21 protein-coding genes are annotated in these 24,971 nt (G+C 36.8%); 13 read left to right on the top strand and 8 right to left on the bottom strand.

Annotation, left to right across the window (positions count from 1 at the left end; genetic code table 11):
* Positions 1 to 554 precede the first annotated feature (554 nt).
* The gene (locus ABVZ64_RS09450) at positions 555 to 2,195 is read left to right on the top strand and encodes a methyl-accepting chemotaxis protein (RefSeq protein WP_502892593.1); all 1,641 of its coding nucleotides are present in this window, start codon (positions 555 to 557) and stop codon (positions 2,193 to 2,195) included.
* Between the two features lie 63 nt (positions 2,196 to 2,258).
* A complete protein-coding gene (locus ABVZ64_RS09445) occupies positions 2,259 to 3,992 on the top strand; it encodes a GGDEF domain-containing protein (RefSeq protein ID WP_352400768.1) in 1,734 nt (577 codons plus the stop codon).
* Between the two features lie 185 nt (positions 3,993 to 4,177).
* On the opposite strand, the gene ABVZ64_RS09440 is transcribed toward ABVZ64_RS09445, so the two are convergent.
* From ABVZ64_RS09440 to ABVZ64_RS09425, 4 genes are read right to left on the bottom strand one after another with little or no spacing between them, the layout of a single operon-like run.
* On the bottom strand, positions 4,178 to 5,419 hold the full coding sequence (locus ABVZ64_RS09440; protein WP_352400767.1) for a peptidoglycan-binding protein: 1,242 nt from the start codon (positions 5,417 to 5,419) through the stop codon (positions 4,178 to 4,180).
* A gap of 23 nt (positions 5,420 to 5,442) precedes the next feature.
* Positions 5,443 to 7,173, bottom strand: coding sequence for a S8 family peptidase (locus tag ABVZ64_RS09435; protein ID WP_352400766.1), 1,731 nt, complete (start codon positions 7,171 to 7,173; stop codon positions 5,443 to 5,445).
* Positions 7,158 to 8,927 carry a S8 family peptidase gene (locus ABVZ64_RS09430; RefSeq protein ID WP_352400765.1) on the bottom strand — a complete coding sequence of 590 codons (1,770 nt, stop codon included), beginning with the start codon at positions 8,925 to 8,927 and terminating at the stop codon, positions 7,158 to 7,160. Before ABVZ64_RS09430 ends, ABVZ64_RS09435 begins: the two co-directional genes overlap by 16 nt.
* Before the next feature lie 17 nt (positions 8,928 to 8,944).
* Complete coding sequence (locus ABVZ64_RS09425; RefSeq protein ID WP_352400764.1) at positions 8,945 to 9,211, bottom strand: hypothetical protein; 267 nt, start codon at positions 9,209 to 9,211, stop codon at positions 8,945 to 8,947.
* Positions 9,212 to 9,666: 455 nt separating this feature from the next.
* Here ABVZ64_RS09425 and ABVZ64_RS09420 point away from each other — a divergent pair, with 455 nt between their 5' ends.
* The 9 genes from ABVZ64_RS09420 to ABVZ64_RS09380 all read left to right on the top strand — a co-directional run bounded on the left by ABVZ64_RS09420 (position 9,667) and on the right by ABVZ64_RS09380 (position 17,498).
* Positions 9,667 to 10,434: a nucleotide-binding protein gene (locus ABVZ64_RS09420; protein WP_352400763.1), complete on the top strand. Its 768-nt coding sequence runs from the start codon at positions 9,667 to 9,669 to the stop codon at positions 10,432 to 10,434.
* Positions 10,431 to 11,678 (top strand): nitrogenase component 1, encoded by a 1,248-nt coding sequence (locus ABVZ64_RS09415; RefSeq protein WP_352400762.1) that lies wholly within the window; start codon positions 10,431 to 10,433, stop codon positions 11,676 to 11,678. Before ABVZ64_RS09420 ends, ABVZ64_RS09415 begins: the two co-directional genes overlap by 4 nt.
* Entirely contained in the window at positions 11,675 to 12,820 is a 1,146-nt protein-coding gene (locus tag ABVZ64_RS09410; RefSeq protein WP_352400761.1) for a nitrogenase component 1, read from the top strand. Before ABVZ64_RS09415 ends, ABVZ64_RS09410 begins: the two co-directional genes overlap by 4 nt.
* A 9-nt stretch (positions 12,821 to 12,829) precedes the next feature.
* Positions 12,830 to 13,972, top strand: a complete 1,143-nt coding sequence (locus tag ABVZ64_RS09405; protein WP_352400760.1) for an ABC transporter substrate-binding protein — start codon at positions 12,830 to 12,832, stop codon at positions 13,970 to 13,972.
* A gap of 12 nt (positions 13,973 to 13,984) precedes the next feature.
* On the top strand, positions 13,985 to 15,115 hold the full coding sequence (locus ABVZ64_RS09400) for an ABC transporter substrate-binding protein (protein ID WP_352400759.1): 1,131 nt from the start codon (positions 13,985 to 13,987) through the stop codon (positions 15,113 to 15,115).
* A 1-nt stretch (position 15,116) separates the two neighbouring features.
* Complete coding sequence (locus ABVZ64_RS09395) at positions 15,117 to 16,130, top strand: FecCD family ABC transporter permease (RefSeq protein ID WP_352400758.1); 1,014 nt, start codon at positions 15,117 to 15,119, stop codon at positions 16,128 to 16,130.
* Positions 16,127 to 16,912, top strand: coding sequence for an ABC transporter ATP-binding protein (locus tag ABVZ64_RS09390; RefSeq protein ID WP_352400757.1), 786 nt, complete (start codon positions 16,127 to 16,129; stop codon positions 16,910 to 16,912). The genes ABVZ64_RS09395 and ABVZ64_RS09390 overlap by 4 nt, the downstream gene beginning before the upstream one ends.
* A 52-nt stretch (positions 16,913 to 16,964) precedes the next feature.
* Entirely contained in the window at positions 16,965 to 17,156 is a 192-nt protein-coding gene (locus ABVZ64_RS09385; protein WP_352400756.1) for a hypothetical protein, read from the top strand.
* A gap of 126 nt (positions 17,157 to 17,282) precedes the next feature.
* Positions 17,283 to 17,498, top strand: coding sequence for a hypothetical protein (locus tag ABVZ64_RS09380; RefSeq protein WP_352400755.1), 216 nt, complete (start codon positions 17,283 to 17,285; stop codon positions 17,496 to 17,498).
* Between the two features lie 44 nt (positions 17,499 to 17,542).
* Here the strand turns inward: ABVZ64_RS09380 and ABVZ64_RS09375 are convergent, their stop codons facing one another.
* A complete protein-coding gene (locus tag ABVZ64_RS09375; protein WP_352400754.1) occupies positions 17,543 to 17,905 on the bottom strand; it encodes a metal-dependent transcriptional regulator in 363 nt (120 codons plus the stop codon).
* Between the two features lie 676 nt (positions 17,906 to 18,581).
* Between ABVZ64_RS09375 and ABVZ64_RS09370 the strand changes: the two genes are divergently transcribed.
* Both ABVZ64_RS09370 and ABVZ64_RS09365 read left to right on the top strand, forming a co-directional pair.
* Positions 18,582 to 19,016 carry a hypothetical protein gene (locus tag ABVZ64_RS09370; RefSeq protein WP_352400753.1) on the top strand — a complete coding sequence of 145 codons (435 nt, stop codon included), beginning with the start codon at positions 18,582 to 18,584 and terminating at the stop codon, positions 19,014 to 19,016.
* Positions 19,017 to 19,200: 184 nt separating this feature from the next.
* Positions 19,201 to 19,737 (top strand): glutathione peroxidase, encoded by a 537-nt coding sequence (locus tag ABVZ64_RS09365; protein ID WP_352400752.1) that lies wholly within the window; start codon positions 19,201 to 19,203, stop codon positions 19,735 to 19,737.
* A gap of 691 nt (positions 19,738 to 20,428) precedes the next feature.
* Here ABVZ64_RS09365 and ABVZ64_RS09360 read toward each other — a convergent pair.
* The 3 genes from ABVZ64_RS09360 to ABVZ64_RS09350 are packed head-to-tail and all read right to left on the bottom strand — an operon-like array spanning position 20,429 to position 24,375.
* Complete coding sequence (locus ABVZ64_RS09360; protein ID WP_352400751.1) at positions 20,429 to 20,821, bottom strand: rhodanese-like domain-containing protein; 393 nt, start codon at positions 20,819 to 20,821, stop codon at positions 20,429 to 20,431.
* Between the two features lie 31 nt (positions 20,822 to 20,852).
* Complete coding sequence (locus tag ABVZ64_RS09355) at positions 20,853 to 22,640, bottom strand: ABC transporter ATP-binding protein (RefSeq protein WP_352400750.1); 1,788 nt, start codon at positions 22,638 to 22,640, stop codon at positions 20,853 to 20,855.
* Positions 22,641 to 22,644: 4 nt separating this feature from the next.
* Positions 22,645 to 24,375 (bottom strand): ABC transporter ATP-binding protein, encoded by a 1,731-nt coding sequence (locus tag ABVZ64_RS09350; RefSeq protein WP_352400749.1) that lies wholly within the window; start codon positions 24,373 to 24,375, stop codon positions 22,645 to 22,647.
* Positions 24,376 to 24,971 lie beyond the last annotated feature (596 nt).

The raw sequence follows: 24,971 nt of genomic DNA, 5'->3' as shown, positions 1-24,971 counted from the left end.
TTAAACAACTGTAAACATTTTTCTAAAATGATTTTTTAGAGGTTGGTGAGAGTTTCTTTAACCTTAAGGGAATTTTTACAATCTTTACTTAAAGAAAACGACAAAAATTTATTACATAAAACTATTTTTACTTTAATTTCTGATGGACTACAATTTTTTATAAAACAATACAATTTAACATAAATTACACAATAAATTTACAACAGCTAGGTAGTTGCCAAAAAATGTGATTGGTATAATGTGTATGAAAATTCAATCGGGTTATATCACACGTTTAATGGAGAACAATCATGAATAATATGACAAAAAAGAAACCTTCCACATCTTTCAAATTTTCTGAAGTAAAGTTTAAATTTAAATCTATTTTTCAAATATAAAAGGCAAACTTCCACTTTAAATGCTTATCTAAACTTAAGTCATCTTTCATTTCTAAAGCATTATTTATTGCGAATAGGAGTTCTAAGGAAAAACACAAAAGAAAGCAGGTTTCTAAGAATAAAAGGAAACTTAGAATCACAGAAAAGCTTCATTTGGTTTGCGGAATTGCCATTGGAATGAATATTATAATGCTTATCATTGTATTTTTGGCATTGCAAGGTGCAGAGAATAAAATGCAGTCCTTCTATGATGTTGAATATAAGAACAGCATCCAACAAATGCAAATAAGAAATGATGTGGCAGCACTGGACTATGAAATCCTTTCCGCGGTTTATAATGATAACTATGCAGAAAGCAATGCAGCTGTTGAACAGGCTGTACAAAAAACTGTTGCAGATATGAATACGTTAAAAAAACAATTTTATGAAGATGAATTAATGAAAGAACTAAACTCCACCCTAAACGAATTTTTAGCGCAAGAAATGAAGATGATGTCCTACATTTTTGCAGGCCAAACAGAAAAAGCATTGAATTTTTTGGATGGCGATTATGCCAAATGCGTTGAAAACCTCTATTTTGTTTTGGACACAGTGTCTGCAAAGGCAGAAAATGCGGCAACTTTTGCCTTACAGCAAACCATAGAACAACGACATAAAATGACAATTGTTTTGTTTTCAGTGGTGCTTTTTATAGGAATAATACTGCTCTATGCTTCTGGTATGCTTGCCAAAACAATACAGATGGCTACCCAAAAAGTCTTACATATTGCAGACTGTATTGAAAATGGAAACTTAAATATTTCAGAAGGATGCCAAAGTGGAGGGGATGAGTTGGATGAGCTAATTTACTCCTGTGAGAAAATGGCTCTAACCCTGCAAATCCTAATTCAAGATGTGGGTTGTATGTTAGATGAGATGGCAAAGGGCAACATGATTTATGAGACACAATCTCGTCTTTATTATGTCGGGGATTATCATAGCCTGCTGGAAGCGGCGGAAAATATGCAACGATATATAAATTATGCACTTAATAATGTGGATTCTGCAACCCGTAAGGTTGAAACTCATGTAAAGCAGGTTTCTCAGGGGGCACACAAGCTTTCCGTTCATGCAGAAAGACAGGATGAATCTATTACTCAGTTGTCCAATAGTTTGAGTATAATTTCGGAAAACGCACAACACAGTACCGCCCAAATTCAAAAAATAAATAGCGCTACCTTAGATATGAAGGAGCAAGTAGAGACTACAAAAAGGAGAATGGAGGAAACCACTTCTGCAATTTTGGATGTTACAAGCCACACAGATAAAATCAAAAAAATCATACGAACCATCGATGAAATTGCGTTTCAGACAGATTTACTCGCATTGAACGCTTCAATTGAGGCGGCTCGTGCAGGTATCGCAGGGCGAGGGTTTGCAGTAGTAGCAGGGGAAGTAAGAGCTTTGGCGCAAAAAGTTGCTCAGGCGGCAAAAGAAACCACTGTTTTCATTGATGATTCTATGAAAGCAACCGAAAAATGCGTAGGTACCGTTTCACATACCGCCCACTCTTTGGACTTAGTTGTACAACGTACAAACGATATAACCGAAATGATTACGCAGATTGCAGCAATTGTAAAGGAAGAACAAGAGGATATTCAAAGCATTTCAAACGAAGCAGATAACATAAGAGGGATTGTAAAGTTAAATACGAAGACGGCACAACAATTTGTGTTTGGCAGTGAGGATGGATATCAGCAAGTAAAGATCTTAAAAAGTCAGATGAACCAATTTGTAAGGCAAGAGAAGTTTTCTGTTGTTGAAACCGAGAGTTGTTAAACCAAAGGGGGCATATCAACTTAAAACTTGCTATACTTCATAAAAGTGGAAAGGGAGAGGACCGTGGAAGCAAAAGCATTAACCCATTTTTACACCATCCTTGCATCAGGAGCTATTCGCGCGGTTTACCAACCCATAGTCTCGTTGGAAAATGGCAGTATCCTCGCTTATGAAGCTCTAAGCAGAATTACCATTCTCCAGTGTGTACTCAATATTGAAGATTTATTTCATATAGCTGCACATCAGCATAAACTTTGGGAAGTGGAACAATTATGTAGGTCTAAAGCCTTAAAGAATGCAAGGAAAAACCCCAGCAGCACGAAATTATTTATTAATGTGGATCCGAATATTATACATGACCCTCATAATTTTGCAGGTTTTACTTGTGAAAAGCTTTTACAATATAGGTTGTGTCCCGATGATATTATTTTTGAAATAACTGAGCGAAGTGCAATAAAGGATATGGGTACATTTACAGCTGCCATTACCCACTACCAAAGGCAGAATTTTAAGATTGCCATAGATGATTTCGGCTCCGGTTATTCGGGGATGAACCGAGTCTGCACCTTCTCCCCAAATTATATAAAAATTGATATGCAATTAATACGAAATGTTAATACTGACGCTGTGAAAAAATCTGCGGTAGCAGCCATTGTGAAGTTTTGCAAAGAATCTGGTATAACCACAATTGCTGAGGGTATTGAAACACAAGCCGAGTTAAAAACACTGATTGAGCTAAATGTTGATTTTGGACAAGGTTATTATTTAGGAAAGCCAAATACAAATTTCCAAGAATTATCTGAAGAAGTACGCATGTTTATTGAAAGTACAAGCTACGCCAAAAATACCATAGGAATTTTGGGAGAAATCGGTGTGCTTGCCAAACAAAAGCTTTGCGTATGTGAGAATGATAATATATTTGAGATATATGAAACTATGAAAAAAAATCACAAAATAACAGAGGTCTGTATTCTTGATTCTAAACAGGGCGTAAGGGGAATGCTTACACGTAGTTTTATATTTGAGCAATTTAGTGGTCAATATGGTTATAATCTTAGCAAAAGAATTAAAGCCAAAAGCTTAATCAATAACGATTTTTTGGCAGTTGATAGCAATATGTCCATTGAGAAAGTAGCTGAATTGGCTATGGCAAGAGAACTTTCAAAGGTATACGATGCAATAGTAGTGACTGATGAAAATCAGTATTTAGGGTTAGTGACAATTAAGGATTTATTAAAAACAACAATAAACATTCAAGTAAACAGGGCAAAGTGTTCCAATCCTCTTACAGGGTTGCCAGGCAACACGGAAATTCAAAGGCTAATATCAACAAAACTTAAAAGCCCACAGCCCTTTTCATTAATTTATATCGATATTGATAATTTTAAACCCTATAATGATGCTTATGGCTTCACAATGGGTGATCAGATGATAAAAACACTTGGCAATATTCTAAAGGGATGCATTGATCAGGGTGAGTTCGTGGGTCACATCGGTGGGGACGATTTTGTTATAATATCCAACCGCTATCGGTCAGATGGGTTTTGCAAAGAAATCATTCATGCTTTCACTGTACAGACTAAGGCTCTGTATACAGCAGAGGACATTGAAAACCAATATATTATTTCAAAAAATCGCAATGGTTTTACAGATACATTCTCCCTTGCTACAATTTCAATTGCAGTCGTAACCAATCAGAATATGCCATACTCAAATTTAAGCGAATTATCAAAGGTGATTGCCCATACAAAAACCTTGGCTAAAATGGAACGTGGAAATTCCATTGTCGTTCATTAATATTATTTCTTATATTATTTGCATTGGCTTTTTGTTTTAAGACAAAAAAGGCTTTCCTAGTGGAATTGCTATAATGAGCAATTAAATAAGCCCTCAAAATAAAATAAGCAACATATTTTTTTGAATATGCTGCCTACGCTTTCATAAAACAAAGTTTGACTGAATTAGCGTTATGTGTTTCATCCCTAAGATAACATTTTCACTGCCACATAAACATCGGAAATCTTATACCAGGTGGGGAAATTTACGGACCCTGTTTGAGGCAAATTGAATATTTGTTGAAAAACCTTTACAGCATCCGCTGTGTTCTCTCCAAATTTACCATCCTCAATCATCTTAGGTATCAGTGGATAGTTATTTGCAATTGCATTTAGTTGTTCTTGTATTGTTTTAACATTTTCTCCCTCAGAACCCACAGTCAAAGGAATTCCGGGGAAAGACATAGGGATGCCATCTACTTTTTTGGCCTCTTTAATAATGATATTACCACCATAATAGTTCTTCAAAATCTGAAGGGCAGTTAAGCCCTGGTCTCCCAAATATTTAGATCCCCATTGACTAAGCCATCCCTCACGATTCACTTTTTTGCCATCACAATACTGTGTAAATAAAGGCTGACTAATATCCGCTTTAGAAATATATGTTGTAAAAATCTCATCTACAACATCAGAAATTTCTTGAAAAATATTTCGTCCGAAGGTAAAAGCTTGGTCAAAAGCTGTAGAATTTGTAATGGTAAAGTTATATCCTTTGCCTCGATACCATTCGGTATATACCCGGTTTAGGGTAAAAGATAAAATTGCCTGTATGTTAGCCTTCAAGGTCTCTCTGGGCCATGTAGTATAGATTTCACTGCTAGCAACATTTTTAATATAGTCCTTAAACCCAACTGTATAGTTTTGGGCCGATGTATCATCGGGCCGACCGTTGTGAACAACAATAATGCTTGGGATAACGGGCTCAGGCAAAACAACTTGATTACTTGGAAAGGGGAGCTTCTTAATTTCTGATTCGGGTATCTTTGGAGGATAATCTCCGTAAATCACAGGATAGGGGATATCTACATTTTCGTAAATTGGCATTAATTCAATCTTTTGTAGTGCTGTGGAATCAGGGTAAACTTGAACATTATTGATATTTACCTCGTTGTAATCAGGAAATGTTACTTTTACATTATATTCATTGAAGGGTCGGGGCATTTCAGAATCCATTGAGTATTCAATGGGGGGTGCGCTCAAAGAAACTGGGGTGATTTCACCCAATTCATTTGTCTTTGTTTCTTGAATGACAGTGTTTTCATAGGGATCAATTATGCTAACTGTTGCCCCCTCAACGGGGGTACCGATATTTCTAAAATAGGTGTTTACCTTTAGTAAGCCCGATCCACCTAGATAATTAGACCGCAGGAAGACTTTTCCGTTTGACATATGTTGCCTCCTCTGATAGAACACTATGTTAAAAAATAGTTGACGATGGATTCTCTGATGACTGCAAAACTCCCAAGCACATTTAGTTTTCCGTAACCCCATTTTGTATTTGGATACATCATGTTATCTTCGCGGATACAGCCGCTTATTAGAAAGGTTCTTACCAAATCCCCATCCATTGAAGGAATATTACCCCGTACTATACCCCATTCAAGTAAAAGTGCCGCAGCCCCAGCGGTAATAGCCGTAGCAACACTCGTTCCGGTTTTTGTACCATACCCCGTGGGATAAATCCCCTTGACGTTTACACCGGGCGCAACCAAATCGGGTGCCAAACGGGGCAACCTTGTTGGCCCCCAAGATGACGAAACAAAAAGACTCTCGTCATTGCTGTTATATGCTCCACAAGTGATACAGCGCAAGGCAGTTGCAGGATAAACCACAGTATATTCGGGGGTGGGTTTTAATAGTTCTACCATCTCGCTTACTTGCCCAGTAATGGGAAGCCAAACAAAATAATCACCACTAATCACAACATCACCAAAAAGGGTGACATCCCATACCCCCTGGGTTGCTCTTAGAAAGCTCAAATTAATAATATTGTTAACGCCTTTGTAGTATTCAACTGTGACTTGTGTTTCATCGAAAACCAAATTTTGGTTAAATTTTAAACCAACCTTGAAAGGTAAGCGGGCAATGACCTCGCCCGTTGGGGAAGTGATACTGGCAGAAATTTTGTCGTAGGCAGGCCCATAGATAGCAACAGAAAAGGAGGTACCTTGTTCGCCTACGTTGATACTAAAAGTATCTATATCCCCAGTTCTTAAAATTTTACCCTGGGTGTGATGGCGTTTATTGCTTTCATTTCCAGCAGCAACAACAAACGTATAGCCAGCTCTCTGAGCTAAGAAAGAGATATAATCTTCAAACAGAGTATTACCATCATGCCCACTTGCATTGGACCCCATAGTAATACAAGCTACTGCTGGCACATTCATTTCTTCTGTTCGGTCAAGCATAAACTTAACGCCTAAAAGATAATCTGTTGATTGATAAAGGTTTGGATTGTCTTTAGGCAAGAGAAATTTATCTATATAATACTCATTAGCACGCCGCAACTTAACAGCCATAATGTATGCTTTGGGAGCCGCTCCAATATATTCGCCTTTTTCGTTGCTAGCAGCAACGGAAGCCATGAATGTTCCATGTCCGTCCTCATCAATGGAGGGTACAATAGAATAAGGGTCTTCTGATTTCAACGCATTGTTTATATCCTCTTGTGTATATAAAGAACCATAATAAAGATAGTCTGGCCTTTTACCTTCTACGGTTTGATCCCAAAGGTAAAGAATTTTTGTGGTACCGTCTTCAAATTTAAAAGCATCTTTTGTATAGTCAATGCCTGTATCTGCAAAGCAAATAACTACACCTCTACCAGAAAGATTTAAATAAGGCTGATTTAATAGTTGGGTAATACCACTATCCTCATTACTTATGCTATCTAGAGGAGACATGATTTTGGGATAAAATTCATTAAAATCATCGCCTAATTCCTCGAATAAACGGGGAATATTCTCTTGATTAGTATAAACAACTACAAGCTCATTTGCCAATTGTGTTCCCAATTTTAGGTATGGTCTATCTTTTGCAAATGCTTTAAAGCGTTCTGTATTAATTACGTTAAAATCAACTGTGGTGGGCAATTTTACAAATTCGTCTAGTGATAAGTCATTTTCATTTATATCTGAAGCCAAAAATAATCTCCTCCTAATCTATAATCTCTTAGATAATTCATGGAATTTTCCAGACAAAGTGTTCCATAGCCAAAAGAGGCATTAGGGTATATAATATCCCTTCTTCTTGCGGCACCTAATCGTATGAATGCCTTTAAACGTTCACCATATAAAAAGGGATCATTGTTATTAACAATGCCCCATTGCATCATCAACGCTGCGGAACCTGTGACAAAAGGTGCTGCAACACTAGTGCCTGTAAAGGTATCATAGCCACCCCCCGTCTTAGTTGTCAAAATGTCCACTGCAGGAGCAGCTATATCCGGCAAAAAAGAATTATTATTTGGGTTTCCCCTTCCTGAAAAAACTGCAATATTTCCAACACGATCATTGTACCCAGCAACCCGTATCACTTTTTCTGACGTAGAGGGAATCGTGAGAGTATTATAGATAGACGGATTGGAAAAAAATGTTTGTGCAGACACTTCTTCTAAAGTTGGCAGCCATATTTCAAAGTTGCCGTCGACTATCGTTTGTGCTATAAGTCGTAGTTTACTGATCCCAGCTTGTATTGGTGCATTTGTGGAAGTCATAGTAAAAAAAACTTCTTGTGCCGCAGAATAATGTGTTGGTTGGCCATAAAAAACATTTAAAACGAAGTTTGGTTTTCTTACTGTTTTTGTTTGGCTTTCAATGCCGATCACACCGGAGCTACTGCCATCAGAGAAGATGATTTCTACACTAAAACTGTCAACAAAGTTTTTCCATAGGGACAAATATAAGCTTTCTAACCCTGGTGCAGTAAAAAATTCAATCTCTTGAATCTGGTTTGTATCAATTTTACCGCTATAATGATGGCCTGCCGAACCTTCATTTCCTGTAGGAATGATGATTGAAGTCTTCCAATCTGTAGAAATTTCTGTGAGAAACGTTTCAAAAAGAGAATCCCCTCGGTGGGAGCCATTATTCATTCCAAAGCTCATATTGATGCAAATCGGTTTGTTAAATCTCTTTGCCTTTTCAATAACATATTTCACTGCACGCATCAACTCGGTAGATCTGGCAAAGGAGGCATATCCCCTATAGCCAACTTTAACGCAAATAATATCTGCCTCAGGAGCTACCCCAATATTAACACCGGCACTTGATCTACCGTTACCTGCGGCAATCCCTGCAACTGCAGTACCATGCCCGTTTGTATCCATGGACGGAACAATAAGATAAGGGTCGGGGCTTTGTATCGCATTATTAATTTGTTGGTTATTATATTCTCCTCCGCTGAAAAACCCGATTGGCGCAGTGCCAACGACTGTCTGATCCCAGATAAAAAGTATCCTGCTTGTTCCGTCATTATTGCGAAAGTCGGGATGCATATAGTCAATACCCGAGTCAATTATGGCAACAATTACTCCCTTTCCGCTTAAGTTATAGCCATTTTGTCTTTGCACCGCATTGATGCAAGAGGCACTGATGTTATTGGGCCCTTCAAAATAAAGATTCTTTGGTAACTCGATATGTTCAACTTCTGTGTATGAATTAAGCTCATTCAGTTTGGTTTTATCAATGGTAATAATCGCATAGTTTTGATATATTATTTCCGCCTCAGCATCTAAGTCACGTGCAATCCTTTCTATATCACCATTAAACTTAACAATTACCTCAATTTCGTTGGTAGGGGAGTCTAATAAGCCGTTAAATGGAAATTCATTGGACATTTCTCTTGTGAATATTTCATACAAATGAGAGTAGGGAGGCGTTACTTTTTTCTTATGCATAGATTCAACTCCTCACTTTAACAAAATGTATGAATATTTCCTAATTCTATGATGCGATAAACCCAGCTCTCATCCTGTTTTTCCAACCCTTTTATTTGTGTTTCGTTATACTCCTTCAAAAAAAACCAAAATCCTTCTTCATTACTTAGCGTCAAATAAACAATTGTATTTACCTGACTTTTTAGCAATTCAATTTGATTTTTCATTAAAAGATGGTTATGCTTTGGAGAATATCTAAGCACAGTTTTTTGCGCTCCGTTCATTCGACATGAATTATAAGCCATAGTCATCACCCTCCCAATTGTATCCCTACATTATATTGACAAAAACTTGTGAAAATGTCTTTGTAGAACTAAAGTCCGCTCTTATCATGTTATTCTCCTGGGATTGTTAAAATGTTTTTATCCTGCACTTCATATCGAAAAAATTAGAATTTGCAATGGTATGCAATACTTAAGATTAGAAAAATTTTGTTTTTACCATTGCATTTATAGATAAAACAAGCTACATAACAAGCATTCCCTATCTTTTGACTGATAAAAAATGCAGGAATAATTTACAAATAAATACTTGACAATAGAATAAAAATAAAATATATTTATTAAGTAAGTTTAAGCTAACTCTTGTTAGATCTAAATTCAATACTAGCATAGGCTGCTAATAATAGTTATAATAGAAAACTGTTATTTTTTTGATGTTAAGTTAGCCTAAACTAACATAATAAAGGAAGGACGATAACATGATTAAAATTGCAATTTATGGTAAGGGTGGAATCGGAAAGTCCACCACAACATCCAACATATCTGCGGCATTAGCCACCCTTGGCTACAAGGTAATGCAAATTGGTTGTGACCCAAAATCGGATTCTGTTAAAAATCTTATGAATGGAAAAAAAATACCTACCGTCTTGGATAAATTGAGAGAAGGAAATGGTGACGTAACATTAGATGATATTATTTTTAAAGGATATGGAGATGTCTTATGTGTAGAAGCAGGAGGGCCTACCCCGGGAATTGGCTGTGCTGGACGAGGGATTATAACAGCTTTTGAAAAACTGGAGGAGCTAAATGCCTATGAAATTTATAAGCCGGATGTGGTCTTATATGATGTACTTGGGGATGTTGTTTGTGGTGGATTTGCAATGCCCATTCGTCAGGGTTACGCAGACAATGTATTTATCGTCACTTCCGGAGAAATGATGGCCCTATTTGCTGCATCTAATATTGCCCAGGCAATTAAAAACTTTGGAAATAGGGGATATGCTAAATATTCTGGTGTAATCCTTAACTCCAGAAATGTGGAGAATGAATTGCAGGTTGTTGAGAAGGCTTTAGAAGAAATTGGTGGTTCCATTGTGGATGTTGTGCCCAGAGATGGCATTGTACAACAGGCCGAAAATCAGGGTAAAACCGTAGTTGAGGCTTTTCCTGATAGTGATATGGCCCTGTGCTATTCTTCTCTTGCCAGACATTTAATGGATATTTGTACAGGAGGTAAAAAAGTATGAGTTGCAGCTGCCAAGGCTTTGGAAAAACTTTGCACTATGTTTCTCCGGCTCACGGGGGGTGGGGGGTAATTAGAATTGCCGCTTTGGTTCCGGAGAGTTATCAATTGTTTATTTCTCCCTTTGCATGTGGTCGGCATGGTGCATTAGGCGGCGTGGTGAACGGCATTAAAGATAGAATCTCGTATTTGTATATTGACGAAAGTGACATTGTTTCAGGTAATTATGAAGATTTAATTCCTGAGGCTGTAGAAGAATTATTTGAAAACTTAGACCAAAGACCAAAGGTTCTTTTACTTTTTGTCTCTTGTCTAGACGACTTGCTAGGTACAGATCATGTTCAACTAAACAAAAGGCTTGCACAACAATACCCTGATGTAGAGTTTAGATCCTGCCATATGAATCCAATCAGTCTGGATACGCCTTTTCCGCCGGGAATCACCCTACAAAACAGTATTTATAGCCTTTTGAAAAAGAAAACAGAAAGAGAGGAGGGGATAAACTTAATTGGTAATAACGTGCCTATAAATAAAGAGTGTGAGCTGTTTAGCCTTATGGAGAGTGTAAACTACAAAGTACATCATATCACGGATTTTGATTCTTTTGATGAATTCCAAACAATGGCAATGAGCAGACTAAACGTTGTGTTATCTCCGGTAGCAGAGTATGCGTCAAGAACAATGGTAGATACGTTAGAGATCAATCGACTTCTTGCTTACCATACATATGATTTGAAGGAAATTTGCGGTTTTTACGAAGAATTAGCTTTTATGTTAGAAGTACCATTAGATGTTTCCCGATTTGCACAAGAAGCAAAGGTTGCCATAGAAGTCGCCCGTGAAAAGATAGGAAATCGATCAATTGCTATCGACTATCAAGGGGTTCGAAAACCATTCACCTTGGCCAGAGCATTGATTGAATATGGTTTTTCAGTAAAACTTGTGATGACCGATGATATAAAACCATTTGATAAAGAAGCCTATGAATATCTTCTTAAAAACCATAAAGAAGTAGAAATTCTAAATGCCCTGCACCACGATATGGCAAAAACTGAAGATAGAAATAGTGATTTTTTATGTATTGGATTTAATTGCGCCTATGCCACAGGCGCCAAAAATGTTGTCAATATTATTGAAGATGAGTCGTTATTTGGCTTTTATGGAGTAAAAAAATTAATGGAAATGCTAATCGAAGCAAATGAAGTTGATTTAAAAGAAGTTATAGAGGGGGCGGGATTGGTTATATGAGCAAGTTATGTATTTCTTTACCACCCTTTGCACCGGACTATTCAGGGGCAGCCTCAGCCCTATTTGAGATGGGCGGGTTAATCGTTCTTCACGATGCCTCCGGCTGTACCGGTAACTATACGGGTTTCGATGAGCCACGCTGGTTTGGTTCCAATTCTTTGGTGTTTTGCTCCGGTCTAAGACATATGGATGCAGTTTTAGGTAATGATGACAAGTTTATACATAAAATACAAGAAGCCTGCAAAAGTCTGAACCCCAAATTTATTGCCGTCCTTGGTAGCCCTGTTCCTATGGTAATTGGTACAGATTTCAAAGGAATCGGCCAAGAATTAGAAGTAATCACGGGAATACCTACAATTGGTATACCCACCACTGGCCTTCGTTATTATGGTAAAGGCATCTATGATGCAACAATAGAAATGATTAAAAAATTCGTAAAAACAAAAGGGCACACAACCCCAAACTCCATTAATATCATTGGGATGACCCCTTTGGATTTTTATATCAACCATAACCATGAAGATTTCGTTCAACTTTTTGAAGACAATGGAATCTCTGTAAAAAGTTGCTTCTATATGGACTTTAGCATTGAAGACCTAAAAAAATCTGTGGGTGCAAGTTTAAATGTAGTGGTCTCCCAAGCAGGAATTGACGTAGCAAAATTTATGCAGACAAAGTTTGGTATACCTTATACAGTTGTTACTCCCATAGGTGACGGGAGCTTGGCCTTAAAGCAGGTAGCAGATGCATTGGCAGGAAGGGAAACACCTTATATTCAGAAAGAAAGAGAGGCACAAATCCTAATTGTTGGTGAACAAGTTATTTCAAATTCTATGCGGCAATATTTAGAAGAGAAATGTTGTTTGGGCGGAATTGATGTTGCAACTCTTTTTGATGCAACAAAACAATATCAACAAGAGGGTGATATTACTATTAAAAATGAACTCCATTTAAGAAAAATTTTAAATAATGGCAAATACAAAACAATTATAGCCGATCCACTGATTAAGCAATTGTTGAAAGATGAATCTATTCGATTTTATTCCTTTCCTCATGTTGCCCTTTCCAGTAAAGTGCATTGGCATGACTGCAAAAGATTGATGAGCCATGAAACAAAGGAATGGCTACGTTTATTAAAATAGGAGGCGAATATGAAATTCGATAAAATTTTGTCTATGGTTTTAGCCTTAGTGCTAACAGGAGGTGTGCTCACTGGATGTGGCGGCAGTGCCGCTGCCCAAAAGCAACAGGATGTTCAAGAGGCTGTAGAGGATGGCGGAACGAGAACCATTACAGACCAGGTAGGAAACCAGGTTGTTTTGCCTGAAAAAGTAGAACGGGTTGTCATTGCTTCTGTTTGGCCATTGGCATCTGTCTATATTTTATCCATGGGTACAGACAAACTTGTGGGTCTAGATCCTGCTATTATAAGCGCAGCTGAAAACTCTATGTTAATTCAAATTGCACCCCAAATTTCCAAAATTGAAAGCAGTTTTAACCAAAATGGATATATGAACGCAGAAGAACTTTTAAAGCTAGATCCTGATGTGGTTTTGTATGCCTCGGGTGTACCCGAAGATTATGAGGTGGCTATGCAGGCAGGTATCCCCGCAGTTGGCTTTAGCCTTGATATTAAAGACTATAATGCAGTTGATACAATTAACAGCTGGATCGAACTTTTGGAAGAAGTAATGAACGAAGACTTAAGTAGCAGTGAATATGTGGCCTATGGACAAAAAATGCAGGAGCTCATTCAACAAAGACTAAAAGATGTAAAAGAGGAGGACAAACCAACCTCTATGGTAATACATAAATACAGCGAAAACACTGTAAGTGTACCTGGTTCGGACACCTGGGCGGATTACTGGATTACAGCATCTGGTGGTATCAATGTGGCAAGTTCGATTTCTGGCACCAAGGAAACAAGTATTGAGCAGGTTTATGAATGGAATCCTGAAAAGATTTTTATCACCAACTTTAATGATGGTTTACCCGCAGATATTTATAACAACACATTATGCTCCAGTGATTGGTCTAAAGTAGCTGCTTCTAAAAATGAAGAAGTTAAAAAAATTCCCCTTGGTATGTACCGTTGGTATGTAACCAGTTCAGATTCTCCATTGATGTTGCTTTGGATGGCAAAACAAAACCATCCTAATCTCTTTGAAGACATAGATTTCAACCAGACCATGAAAGATTTCTATAAGCAGTTCTATGATTTTGATTTGTCGAATGAAGATATTACACAAATTTTGAATCCTGTTAGGGAAGCCGCCGGTGGAATTAAAAAATAAGGAGGAGATGAAATGAAGTTGAAGAAGTTAGCAACTCTTATTTTAGGACTATGTATGCTTGTTGGAGCAACAACAGGTTGTGGCAAAGCCTCTGGTAATGATGCTGATGGTGGTGAAAACACTGCCCAAGCAGAAACAAGAATCGTGGTGGATCATACTGGTGCGGAAGTTGAAATTCCTACAAAGCTGAATAAAATTGTTATTTCATCTTTAATGCCATTACCGTCTGTTTATTGCTTTTATAGAGGTTCTACAGAGGGGTTAGTTGGAATCCACCCAAGCTCTATGGCAGCCGCAAAAAATTCTTATTTAACTACGGTATTTCCAGATATTGTTGATTTGAATACTTCTTTTGTAGAAAATGGGGAAATCAATATTGAGCAATTAATGGAATTAGAACCTGATGTTGTTTTCTATTCAGCCGTAAATACTGCTGAACGTGAAATGTATGATAATGCAGGCATCAAAGCCATTGGTTTCTCCACAACCATGTCCGATTACAATACCATTGAAACCTATGCAAATTGGGTGGAGCTATTGGGACAAATTTTTGGGGAAGCAGAAAAGGCACAAGAGATCATTGAATATGGACGCAGTGTTGAAGGGGATATCTTAGAAAAAACCGCTTCTTTAGCAGAGGAAGTAAAGCCTAAGGTTTTGATATTGTTTAACTATGGCAACGGAAAAATTGTTACATCTGGCAGTGATTTCTTTGGTCAATATTGGATTGAAACCGCTGGTGGTATTAACGTAGCTGAGGGCTTAACAGGCCAGGCGGAAATCAACATGGAGCAGATTTATCAGTGGAATCCGGATCTGATCTTTATTACCAACTTCAGCTCTGTTTTGCCCCAAGATATTTTATTAAACTCTATGGAAGGTAATGATTGGAGTCAGGTTAAGGCTGTGCAAGACGGTAAGGTTTATAAGTTCCCTCTGGGGATGTATCGCTGGTTCCCACCTTCCTCGGATACTCCTTTGAGCCTAATGTGGTTTGCAAAACAGATTCAACCTGAACTTTTTAGCTTTATCGACATGGATCAAGAAATAAAGGATTATTATAAAAAATATTATAATGTCACTCTAAGTGATGAAGACATCCAAACAATTTATAATCCTGCAAGGGAGGCGGCAGGACAGTAAAATGATAAAAAGTAAAGAAATCAATTTTAAGGTAAGTGCATTATTCATACTAATACCAATTTTCGTTGCCTTAGTGTGCCTGGGTTTTGGCCGTTATTCCATCTCAGTGCCAGAAACTGTTGATGTGCTTTTGAAAGGTTTTAAAGGAGAGGGTACAGGAGAAATGGCATACTCTGTAATATTTAATGTAAGACTGCCCAGAATTATTTTGGCAATGCTTGTTGGTGCTGGCCTGGCTTGCGCCGGAGCGGCATTTCAAGGTCTTTTTACGAACCCACTGGCGACACCTGACACCCTGGGTGTTGCCAGTGGTGCCTCCTTCGGTGCTGTGTTTGCCATGATGTTCGATGCCAATCTTGTGGTCATTCAGCTGTTGGCACTTGTGTTTGGGTTAATCTCCTGTTTGATTACCTATAACATTAGTAAAATCAAAGGGAAAAGCTCCATTGTTATGATTGTCTTAGCTGGTATGGTGGTTTCAGCCATGTTTCAGGCTTTTGTTTCGTTGCTCAAGTATGTGGCAGATCCCCAGGATAAACTACCATCCATCACTTATTGGCTTATGGGTAGTATGTCGGCAGCCACTTACAAAACCTTAATATTGGGGAGTCCTTTTATTATAATAGGTATTATTTTAATTTTTGCACTTCGTTGGAGACTAAATATTTTATCCCTAAATGAAGATGAAGCTAAATCAATGGGTATGAACATAAAAATCTTGCGCTTGCTGATCATCCTTTCCGCATCTCTGATTACAGCTTCTTGTGTGTCTATGTGCGGCCAAGTTGGCTGGGTTGGCTTATTGATTCCCCATTTAGCGCGGATGATGATGGGTAGCAACAATAAAACTGTAATACCAATTTCCATTAGTCTAGGTGCCGTTTTTATGATGGTGATTGACACCTTTGCAAGAAGTGCAACGGCGGCTGAAATACCCTTATCCATTTTAACGGCTATTATTGGTGCACCATTTTTTATCGCATTGTTAAGAAGGACAGGAGGTGCTTGGTCATGACCTTTGAGGTGAAAGGTGGAAGTTTTGGTTATAATAGCAAACAAATTCTAAATAATATTAGCTTTTCCATAGAAAACGGGGAAGTAATGTCCGTTCTTGGTTCAAATGGTGTAGGAAAAACAACCTTATTAAAATGCATGATGGGCTTTTTAAAATGGAACCAGGGGGAGACCGTCGTTGACGGCACAAATATTCAAAACATACCTGCTAAAGAGCTTTGGAAAAAAATTGCGTATGTGCCTCAGGCAAAAGGCTCTGCTTTTGCATTTTCTGCCTTAGACATGGTAGTTCTGGGGAGAAGCGCCCATATTGGCACATTTAAGCAACCACAAAAAGAGGATATTAATATTGCTCTTAGGGCTATGGATGATGTTGGCATACTATACCTAAAAGATAAGTTGTGTACTCAGATGAGTGGTGGGGAGTTTCAAATGGTGTTGATTGCAAGGGCACTAACAGTATCACCTAATATGCTTGTTTTGGATGAACCAGAAAGCAATCTAGATTTTAAGAATCAATTGATAATTCTTGATACAATCAAAAGATTATCCAATGAAAAGAACATATCGGCCATTGTAAATACCCATTACCCAGCCCATGCTTTGCAGATTTCTGATAAATCTCTAATGCTGAATCGGGATGGAAGTAGTTTTTATGGCATTTCCAATGAAATTATTAATGAAGTAAACATGAAAAAAGCTTTTCAGGTAAATGTACATGTGAATGAGTTTATGCTGGCAGATAGATCTTATAAGAGTGTGATTCCATTGAGCTTAGCTTAATGATATGCTCGGTAAATAAATTTACCGAGCATTATATTTCTGGAGGTTCATAATGAAGTTGATTACCCTGGCAGGACAACCATCTTGGGCAAAGACATCAGTTATATTAAAAAACCACGGAATAGATGCTGGCGTTTGCAAATTTGATTGCTTGAAAAGCAGAGGTAAGGAGACTTACGAAGCGCAAATATTCCTTGTAGAGTGGAACTTGCAGGCAGCATCTGTCCGGATCACTATTTTATGACAAAGGTTTGTGAAGTGGTTAATTGGCAAAAGAGAAGTTTCTTTAGGTGATGATAATCGAGAGCGCAGCTTTATTCAATAGATGTTCGCCTCATATAAAAGAAATAACTGCTGTTTGCGTGTTGGATTGGATAAAAGGGAAAAAAAAGAGGCTGAGAAATTTACGTTTACCCAAGGTGGAATCATTTGCAATGTGGGCGCAACGGGTGCTGGCAAAAGCCAATTTCTTGAGGATATAGAATACTTATCCCAAGGCGTTTGTTGTAAGCGGCAAATGAACTGGAGCAAAAAAGAAATTTATAGAATTTGGAAAGAAAAATCTGAAATAGAAAGCTATGCCTAATGAAAAAAGACTTTCATTGAATTATTTCATTGAAAGTCTTTTTTTTATTTTCTTATATGATTTTTAATTGCCTCAAAGCTTTCTTGGCTAATGACATGTTCAATGCGACAAGCATCCTCAGTGGCAACTTTCTGATCCACACCAAGGCGTATCAGATAAGAAGATAGAAGCTCATGTCTTTCAAAAATCATGTCCGCAATTGATTTGCCAGATTCTGTTAGGTAGATAAAGCCCTCTTTGGTTACATAAATGTATTCCTTTTCCCGTAGGTTTTTCATTGCAACACTAACGCTAGATTTTTTAAAACCTAGTTCTTCAGCAATATCCACAGCTCGAACAACAGGCCTTTGCTTGCTTAACATTAAAATCGTTTCTAAATAATTTTCAGCAGATTCATTGACATTCATAAAAATACCTACCTTCAAACAATACAGAAATAGTGGTTTTCAATATTATACCAAATACAAAGTAATATAGCAAATGATTACTATTTTAAATTTATTCATTCGTGGACAATAAATAAAGATATAAAATTAATTGTTTAACATTATCCATTTTATGTTCTTTTACGCAAACTAACTTATGACTGAAACGCCATTACTATTTTTTATGCATTTTCTAGAGTACATAAGACGTAATACTTCATCCTCTATGGTGCCAAGCTAATCATATCATCTAAAAAACTTAAGGATGTGGTACTTAATTACCATGCACGGGTGCATGTAAAGGGTACCCAAAGTATTAAATGAAGTAAAAATACTTTTTGGGGCAAAAAAATTTTAACTTTGATTTTTATCCATGCTATACTGCTTTAAGAGTTATGATAAAGCATATGCCTTTGAATATTGTTGTGAAGAAATAAAAAAATCTTAGAATAATATATAATGGTAACATTAAAGCTTTGGTATTAAATTTATACCAGGTTGTGTTGTGCCTCTACAAGTCAATATAGCTACAAGAAGATTCCGCATATCTTATTTGCCTTTGATCAGACAATTCAGTTTTCTTAGGCCAGGGAACGAAAAAAGTATAAGTCCCTAAAAAAAATAAATAATAAAAGAAAAGAAAAAGTGAGGTAATTTTATGCAAACCAATGACTCTATTAACCTTTTAAAAGAATGTGACGCAGGAACAAAAATGGCGGTTTCATCAATAGATGAAGTAATGAACGAAGTTAAAAATCCAAAATTTAAAAATATTCTTGTTGAATGTAGGGGCAAACATATAGAAATCGGAAATAAACTCCATGAAATCTTACTTCAGCATGATCAAAAAGATAAAGAACCAAACCCAATAGCCAAAGGGATGTCGTGGATGAAAACAAACTTAAAAATGACAATGAATGACAATGATACGACAGTAGCTGACTTGATTACCGATGGTTGCAACATGGGTGTAAAATCTTTAAACAGATATTTAAACCAATACTCAAAGGCGAATGAAACAGCCGCCAACCTATGTAAAGAGTTGATTCACCTAGAGGAGAAGCTGGCAGCTGACATTAGAAGCTTCTTATAAGAAACCTCTTCATAAAAAACAAGGATTGATTACTTTGAATTAACTAGACAGCTCTAAAATCAAAAATTCATGGTTTTGGTAAACACGTGGTAGTTCTATAAAATAGTTCAATGCCATAGCATCATACATTGTCTAAAGTAAGGAACAAACTCTTGTATACACATTAAAAGGAGGAATTTCTAAAATGATTTATGATTTTGAAGTAAAGGATGCTAGCCAAAAAGTTGTATCATTGGATCAGTACATGGGAAAAGTATTGCTTATTGTAAATACTGCAACCCAGTGCGGATTAACTCCACAATATGAAGAACTACAGAAATTATATGATAAATATAAATCTCAAGGATTTGAAATCTTGGATTTCCCCTGCAACCAATTTTTAAATCAAGCCCCAGGAAGTGACAAAGAAATCAGTGAGTTTTGTACCCTTAACTATAAAACAACATTTCCACGTTTTGCAAAAATTGATGTAAATGGTAAGGATGCAGATCCCTTGTTTCAATATTTGAAAAAAGAAGCATCCCACGAAGATGAGGATGAGGAAGCCAAAAGTTTTGTGGACAAGCTAAAGTCTTTAGGACAGAAAGTTTTAACACCAGAAATCAAATGGAATTTTACGAAGTTTTTGATCAACAAAGAGGGGAAAGTTGTAAAGAGGTATGCACCAACAACCAAACCTAAGGATATTGAAAAGGATATTGAACAGGAACTCAAAAAATAGTTGTAGCTCCTGGGTAAATGAAATTTCATCTAACAGTTTTGTATAAAGCATTTTAAAAGAAAAACTGTTTTATATGATTTTAGTCAGCTTTTTAAGAGTAACACAATATAATTTAAATGCTATTAAATGTGTCAGTACAGTTGTTTTGTATTGGCACATTCTTTTTTTGTGAGCACGACGATAACACAAAGATGATTTGAAGTTTTTTCAATTAATATTTAAAATATATCATTTGGTTATTGAGGAATTTATATATATTACCAAAGTTAAAATTCTTTTCAAAATATGCTATGAATTTCTATTTATAACAGCAAATGATATTGTAAATTATTGAGCTTAAGTAGATGCAAATCTGTTTAACCAGAAACCTAAACAAGTGATAATAGATAGGGCAATAGAGAAATTAGAAGGAGGCAACACAATTCTTAATACTAGGAAGCTGTGGCGTTGGAAAATTGCTAAATCAAAGGAGTGAAAAACATAACATTCAGTAAGCCAAGTAGGGGAATTATGAAATTCCAAAGGGTTCGTCTAATTATTGTCATAGTAGAATGGTCAGAAAAATTTAAAGCTGTTTTGTCCCTACGAAACCGGGAATGGGAAAGAGTACATTCACTGATTATAGCTGTTTGGAAAGGAGAAAAGCCACCCCAAAGAAATCATTTTTCTAATGGGATGGCTTTATTCTTTTTTATGCTACTACATTATAGTTCCAATCAATGATGCCGCCAAAATCATAAATTTTTTTATAGCCTAATGCAGCCAATTCTTTTGCTGCCAAGGCACTCCTTCGCCCGCTGCGGCAGTACACAAGAATGGTTGCTTCTTTATCTGTGAGAATGGATTCTGCTTTTTCCCTGATTTCATTATCTGGTATTAGCAAAGCATTTGGGATATGGCCTTCATCAAATTCCTTCTGGGTTCTTACGTCTAAGATAATGGCTTCTTCTTTTTCTTGCATCATGTCATAGGCTTCATTTGCCGTTATGGTTTGATAATCAGAGGTTGTTGACTCGTCTGTGGCTCCACAGCCACATAGTAAGATAAGCAAGATAAAAGAAATTGCAAGTAACCTTTTTCTCATCCAAGCAACCACTCCTTTCAAGTCAGCTTAATTAGCCATTTTCATTTACAAACTGGCTATTATATAGTTTTGCATAAAGTCCGTCTGTTTTCAAGAGTTTTTCATGAGTACCCGTTTCTTTTATATCTCCGTTTTCCATATAAATGATCATGTCAGCGTCTTTAATGGTAGAAAGACGATGGGCAATTACAAAGCTTGTACGACCCTTCATCAAATTTTTCATGGCTTCTTGAATCAAAACTTCGGTACGTGTATCAACAGAGCTGGTTGCCTCATCTAAAATCATGATAGGACTTTCGGACAAAATTGCCCTTGCAATGGTCAATAACTGGCGTTCACCTTGGGCTAAATTGGTTGCTCCTTCTTGCAGCTTAAAATGGTATCCACCAGGCAAAGTCTTTATAAATGAATCTGCCCTTGCAGCTTTAGCCGCTACAACTACTTCATCATCTGTGGCATCCAATCTGCCATATCGTAGATTTTCCATAATACTACCTGTGAATAACCACGTATCTTGCAAAACCATACCAAAGATCTTTCTTAGCTCTATTCTTTTCATGTCCCTCACATCCACACCATTGATTAATATTCGGCCGCTATTGATATCATAAAACCTTAAAAGGAGATTAATAAGGGTAGTCTTACCTGCCCCAGTTGGCCCCACAATGGCCACCTTACTACCTGGAACCACTTGCAAGCTCACGTCATGCATTAGCGTGTGATAGGGTACATAACCAAACTTTACATGTTGGAATTCAACAGAACCGTCTATTTTTTCAGGTGCTTTTGATTTTTCTGAATCCGGTACTTCTTCTGTTTCATCCAAAAACTCAAAAACACGAGATGCAGCTGCCGCAGTAGACTGCAACACGTTTGCAATTTGAACGGTTTGGTTGATTGGTTGGGAAAATTGTCTTAAATATTGAATGAAAGACTGGATCATACCAATGGTCATTCGGCCATTGATTACCAAAGCACCACTAACTACCACCACAGCAACATAACCTATGTTTGTCATCCCTTGTGTTATGGGCATTAGAGTGCTTGACATAAACTGAGATTTCCAACCACTATCATAGAGCTCTTTATTTGTTTCTTCAAACTCTGCTATGGTTTCATCTTCTGTTCCATAAGCACTTACAATGTTATGCCCTGTATAGACTTCCTCAACATAACCATTGATTTCTCCTAAGGTTTCTTGCTGTGCCTTAAAGTGCTTTTGGGAGGCCCCGGCGATTTTCATGGATAGTATAAGAGCCAGAGGAACAGTAATAACTCCAATTAAAGTTAAAATGGGGCTAATAAAAAGCATCATAGCAAAAATACAAACTACAGATGTAACAGCAGTTACAAGTTGATCCAAACTTTGCTGCAAGCTGTTTGATATGGTGTCCACATCATTTGTAATTCGGCTTAAAACATCACCATAGGTATTTGTATCGAAATAGTTTAAAGGGAGTTTTTTGAATTTTTTGTCCACCTTATTTCGAAGATCATATATGGTTTTTTGGGAAACCCTCACTAGGATACAGGTGCTTAAATATTTAAATACTGCATACAAAATATAGGTGGAAGCCAATATAATTAAGATTGTAATAAATTTTTTAATGCCCGATGGAACAAGGGCACCATCCACCACTAAACCAAGCAAAGAGTCTGTAGCTTTACCTAAAATAAATGGGCCAAAGCTATTAAACAGCGATGCAAACACAATTAAAATAATTGCTATGATTAAGCCTTTTCGATATGGGCTCATAAATCGAAATAATCTACCAAAAACATCTTTAAAATTTACAGTTTTCTTTGATTTATCCTGCATAAAACTACACCTCCTCTTTACTTAATTGTGAATAAACAATTTCTTTATAAACATCGCAGCTTTTTAGCAGCTCATCGTGTTTACCAAGGCCGACACATTGACCATCCTCAAGCACTAAAATGCGATCAGCGTTTTTAATGGTACTAATTCTTTGGGCTACCAAAATAACCGTAGCATTTTTAGCTTCGTGCAAAAGAGCCTTTCTGAGGGCCGCATCTGTTTTGAAATCAAGAGCTGAGAAACTATCGTCAAAAATATAAATCTCCGGTTTTCTCATAATGGCTCTGGCAATTGCAAGCCTTTGCCGCTGACCACCTGAAACATTGGTACCACCTTGTGAAATTGGTGCCTCAAATTCCCCCTCTTTTGCCATAACAAAATCGTAGGATTGCGCAGTTTTTATTGCATGCTCAATTGCATCTTCATCCTTGTTTGGCTCACCATAGCCAACGTTCTGGGCAATTGTTCCTTTAAATAAGAAGGACTTTTGAGGGACAAGGCCGATTTTCTTTCTGAGAGTTTCAACATCCATATCCTTTACGTTTATACCATCCACCAATACCTCTCCTTTTTCCACATCGTAGAAGCGAGGAATCAAGTTAATTAAGGTAGATTTACCACAGCCCGTAGAACCGATAATAGCTGTTACTTCGCCAGGGCCAGAATCAAATGAAATATTCTCTAGGGCAGGGGAGGTTGCATTTGGAAAAGTAAATGTTACATTTTTAAATGAAACATAGCCTTTCTTTTCCGTATCTTTTACTGCCTTTTCATTATTCTTAATGGCAGAGGTTGTTTTTAACACCTCATTAATTCTTTTTGCAGATACGGCCGCTCTTGGATACATAATAAAAATCATGGATAACATCATAACTGCCATCATAATCTGCATTACATACTGAATAACTGCAATTACATCACCGATGGGAACAGTAGCGTTGTTATTGATAATCTGGTATCCACCAAAACCAATTAATGCGACCATAGTTGCATACAAAATGAGACTAAGACCAGGCATCATAATGCCCATAGCCGTATTCATTTTAATTGCGTTTTTCATAAATGCATGATTTACTTTTTCAAAGCGTTCTTCTTCAAACTCCTCTGTTCCAAAGGCTCTGGCAACACGAATACCTGTTAGTTTTTCCCTTGTTACAAGGTTAATTTCATCAAGCTTTGTTTGCATTTTTGTTGAAAGGGGGGTTGCAATCTTTGCAATGAGTAACACAAAAATAAACATAACCGGAATAGAAATCAATAAAATCATAGACATGGAGACACTTTTTTGAAGTGCCAAAATGATGCCACCAATACACATAATCGGTGCCATAAGACTGATTCTCAACAACATATTCATGAACGTTTGCACCTGTACAACGTCATTATTGGTTCTTGTTATCAAAGAAGATGTTGAAAAGGTATCAAACTCTGCCTGAGAGAAATACTGAACTTTCTTAAAAACCTTACCTCGCAAATTTTTACCTAAGCCAACGGAAGCAATGGATGCAAAAAAACCAGTACCAATGCTACAAATTATACCCAGCACCACAAAGAGAAGCATTGTCCCACCGATGGCAACAATTTCACCTATATCGCCATTGGGAATAGAAGTGTTGATGATATTGGAAAGGTACATAGGTAGGGCTAAATTTGCTACCACTGAACCAATCACAGTTAAGAAAATCAACAAAACAGCCCACTTAAAACGTAGTAACTCCTTAAACATTAATCTCATTTGTATTCCTCCATAAATAATTGTGAAAACATAAAATGTCTATTTCATAAATTTACGAACAATTGGCAACCTATTATCGCTTATACAATCTCTTTTGTTGTGGTGGAGTAAAAGTATGTTTTTCTATTATGTTGAAATTGCAAATAGTTACATTTATGGTTTCCCTTGTGCAAATTATAATTCATATATTTCTTTGTTAAACCCTGTAACATGAGTGTACTTTAAAATATCCGTAAAAATTAATAGTGGTAATTGAAAATTCTAATAATCAATGATTATAAAAAGTTAAATATATATATAATTTGATGCATCTTTGTTCATTATGTTTTTGTCTTCAAAACTATTTTATTGAAATACATACATCTACCCCCTTATTTCAATTGTTATAAAGTATTAGTATATAGGTGAAAGCTTAAAGCTTTCTTTGATAGGAATAAGAATAATATCTCTATTTCTTTGAAAATCATTATACTTCTCTAACTAATTATTTTAGTTTTGAAATTTAAAGCTGTTTTTGCAATTAAACATCATTCCTCTTTTATTTCTAACCAAAACAAAAAAAGCTAACCTACTTATCTTGACAATTAGTCTTGACA

The sequence above is a fragment of the Anaerotignum sp. genome (genome assembly GCF_040307045.1).
Lineage (GTDB): Bacteria > Bacillota > Clostridia > Lachnospirales > Anaerotignaceae > Chakrabartyella.
This window is presented reverse-complemented; position numbering and strand designations above follow the sequence as displayed.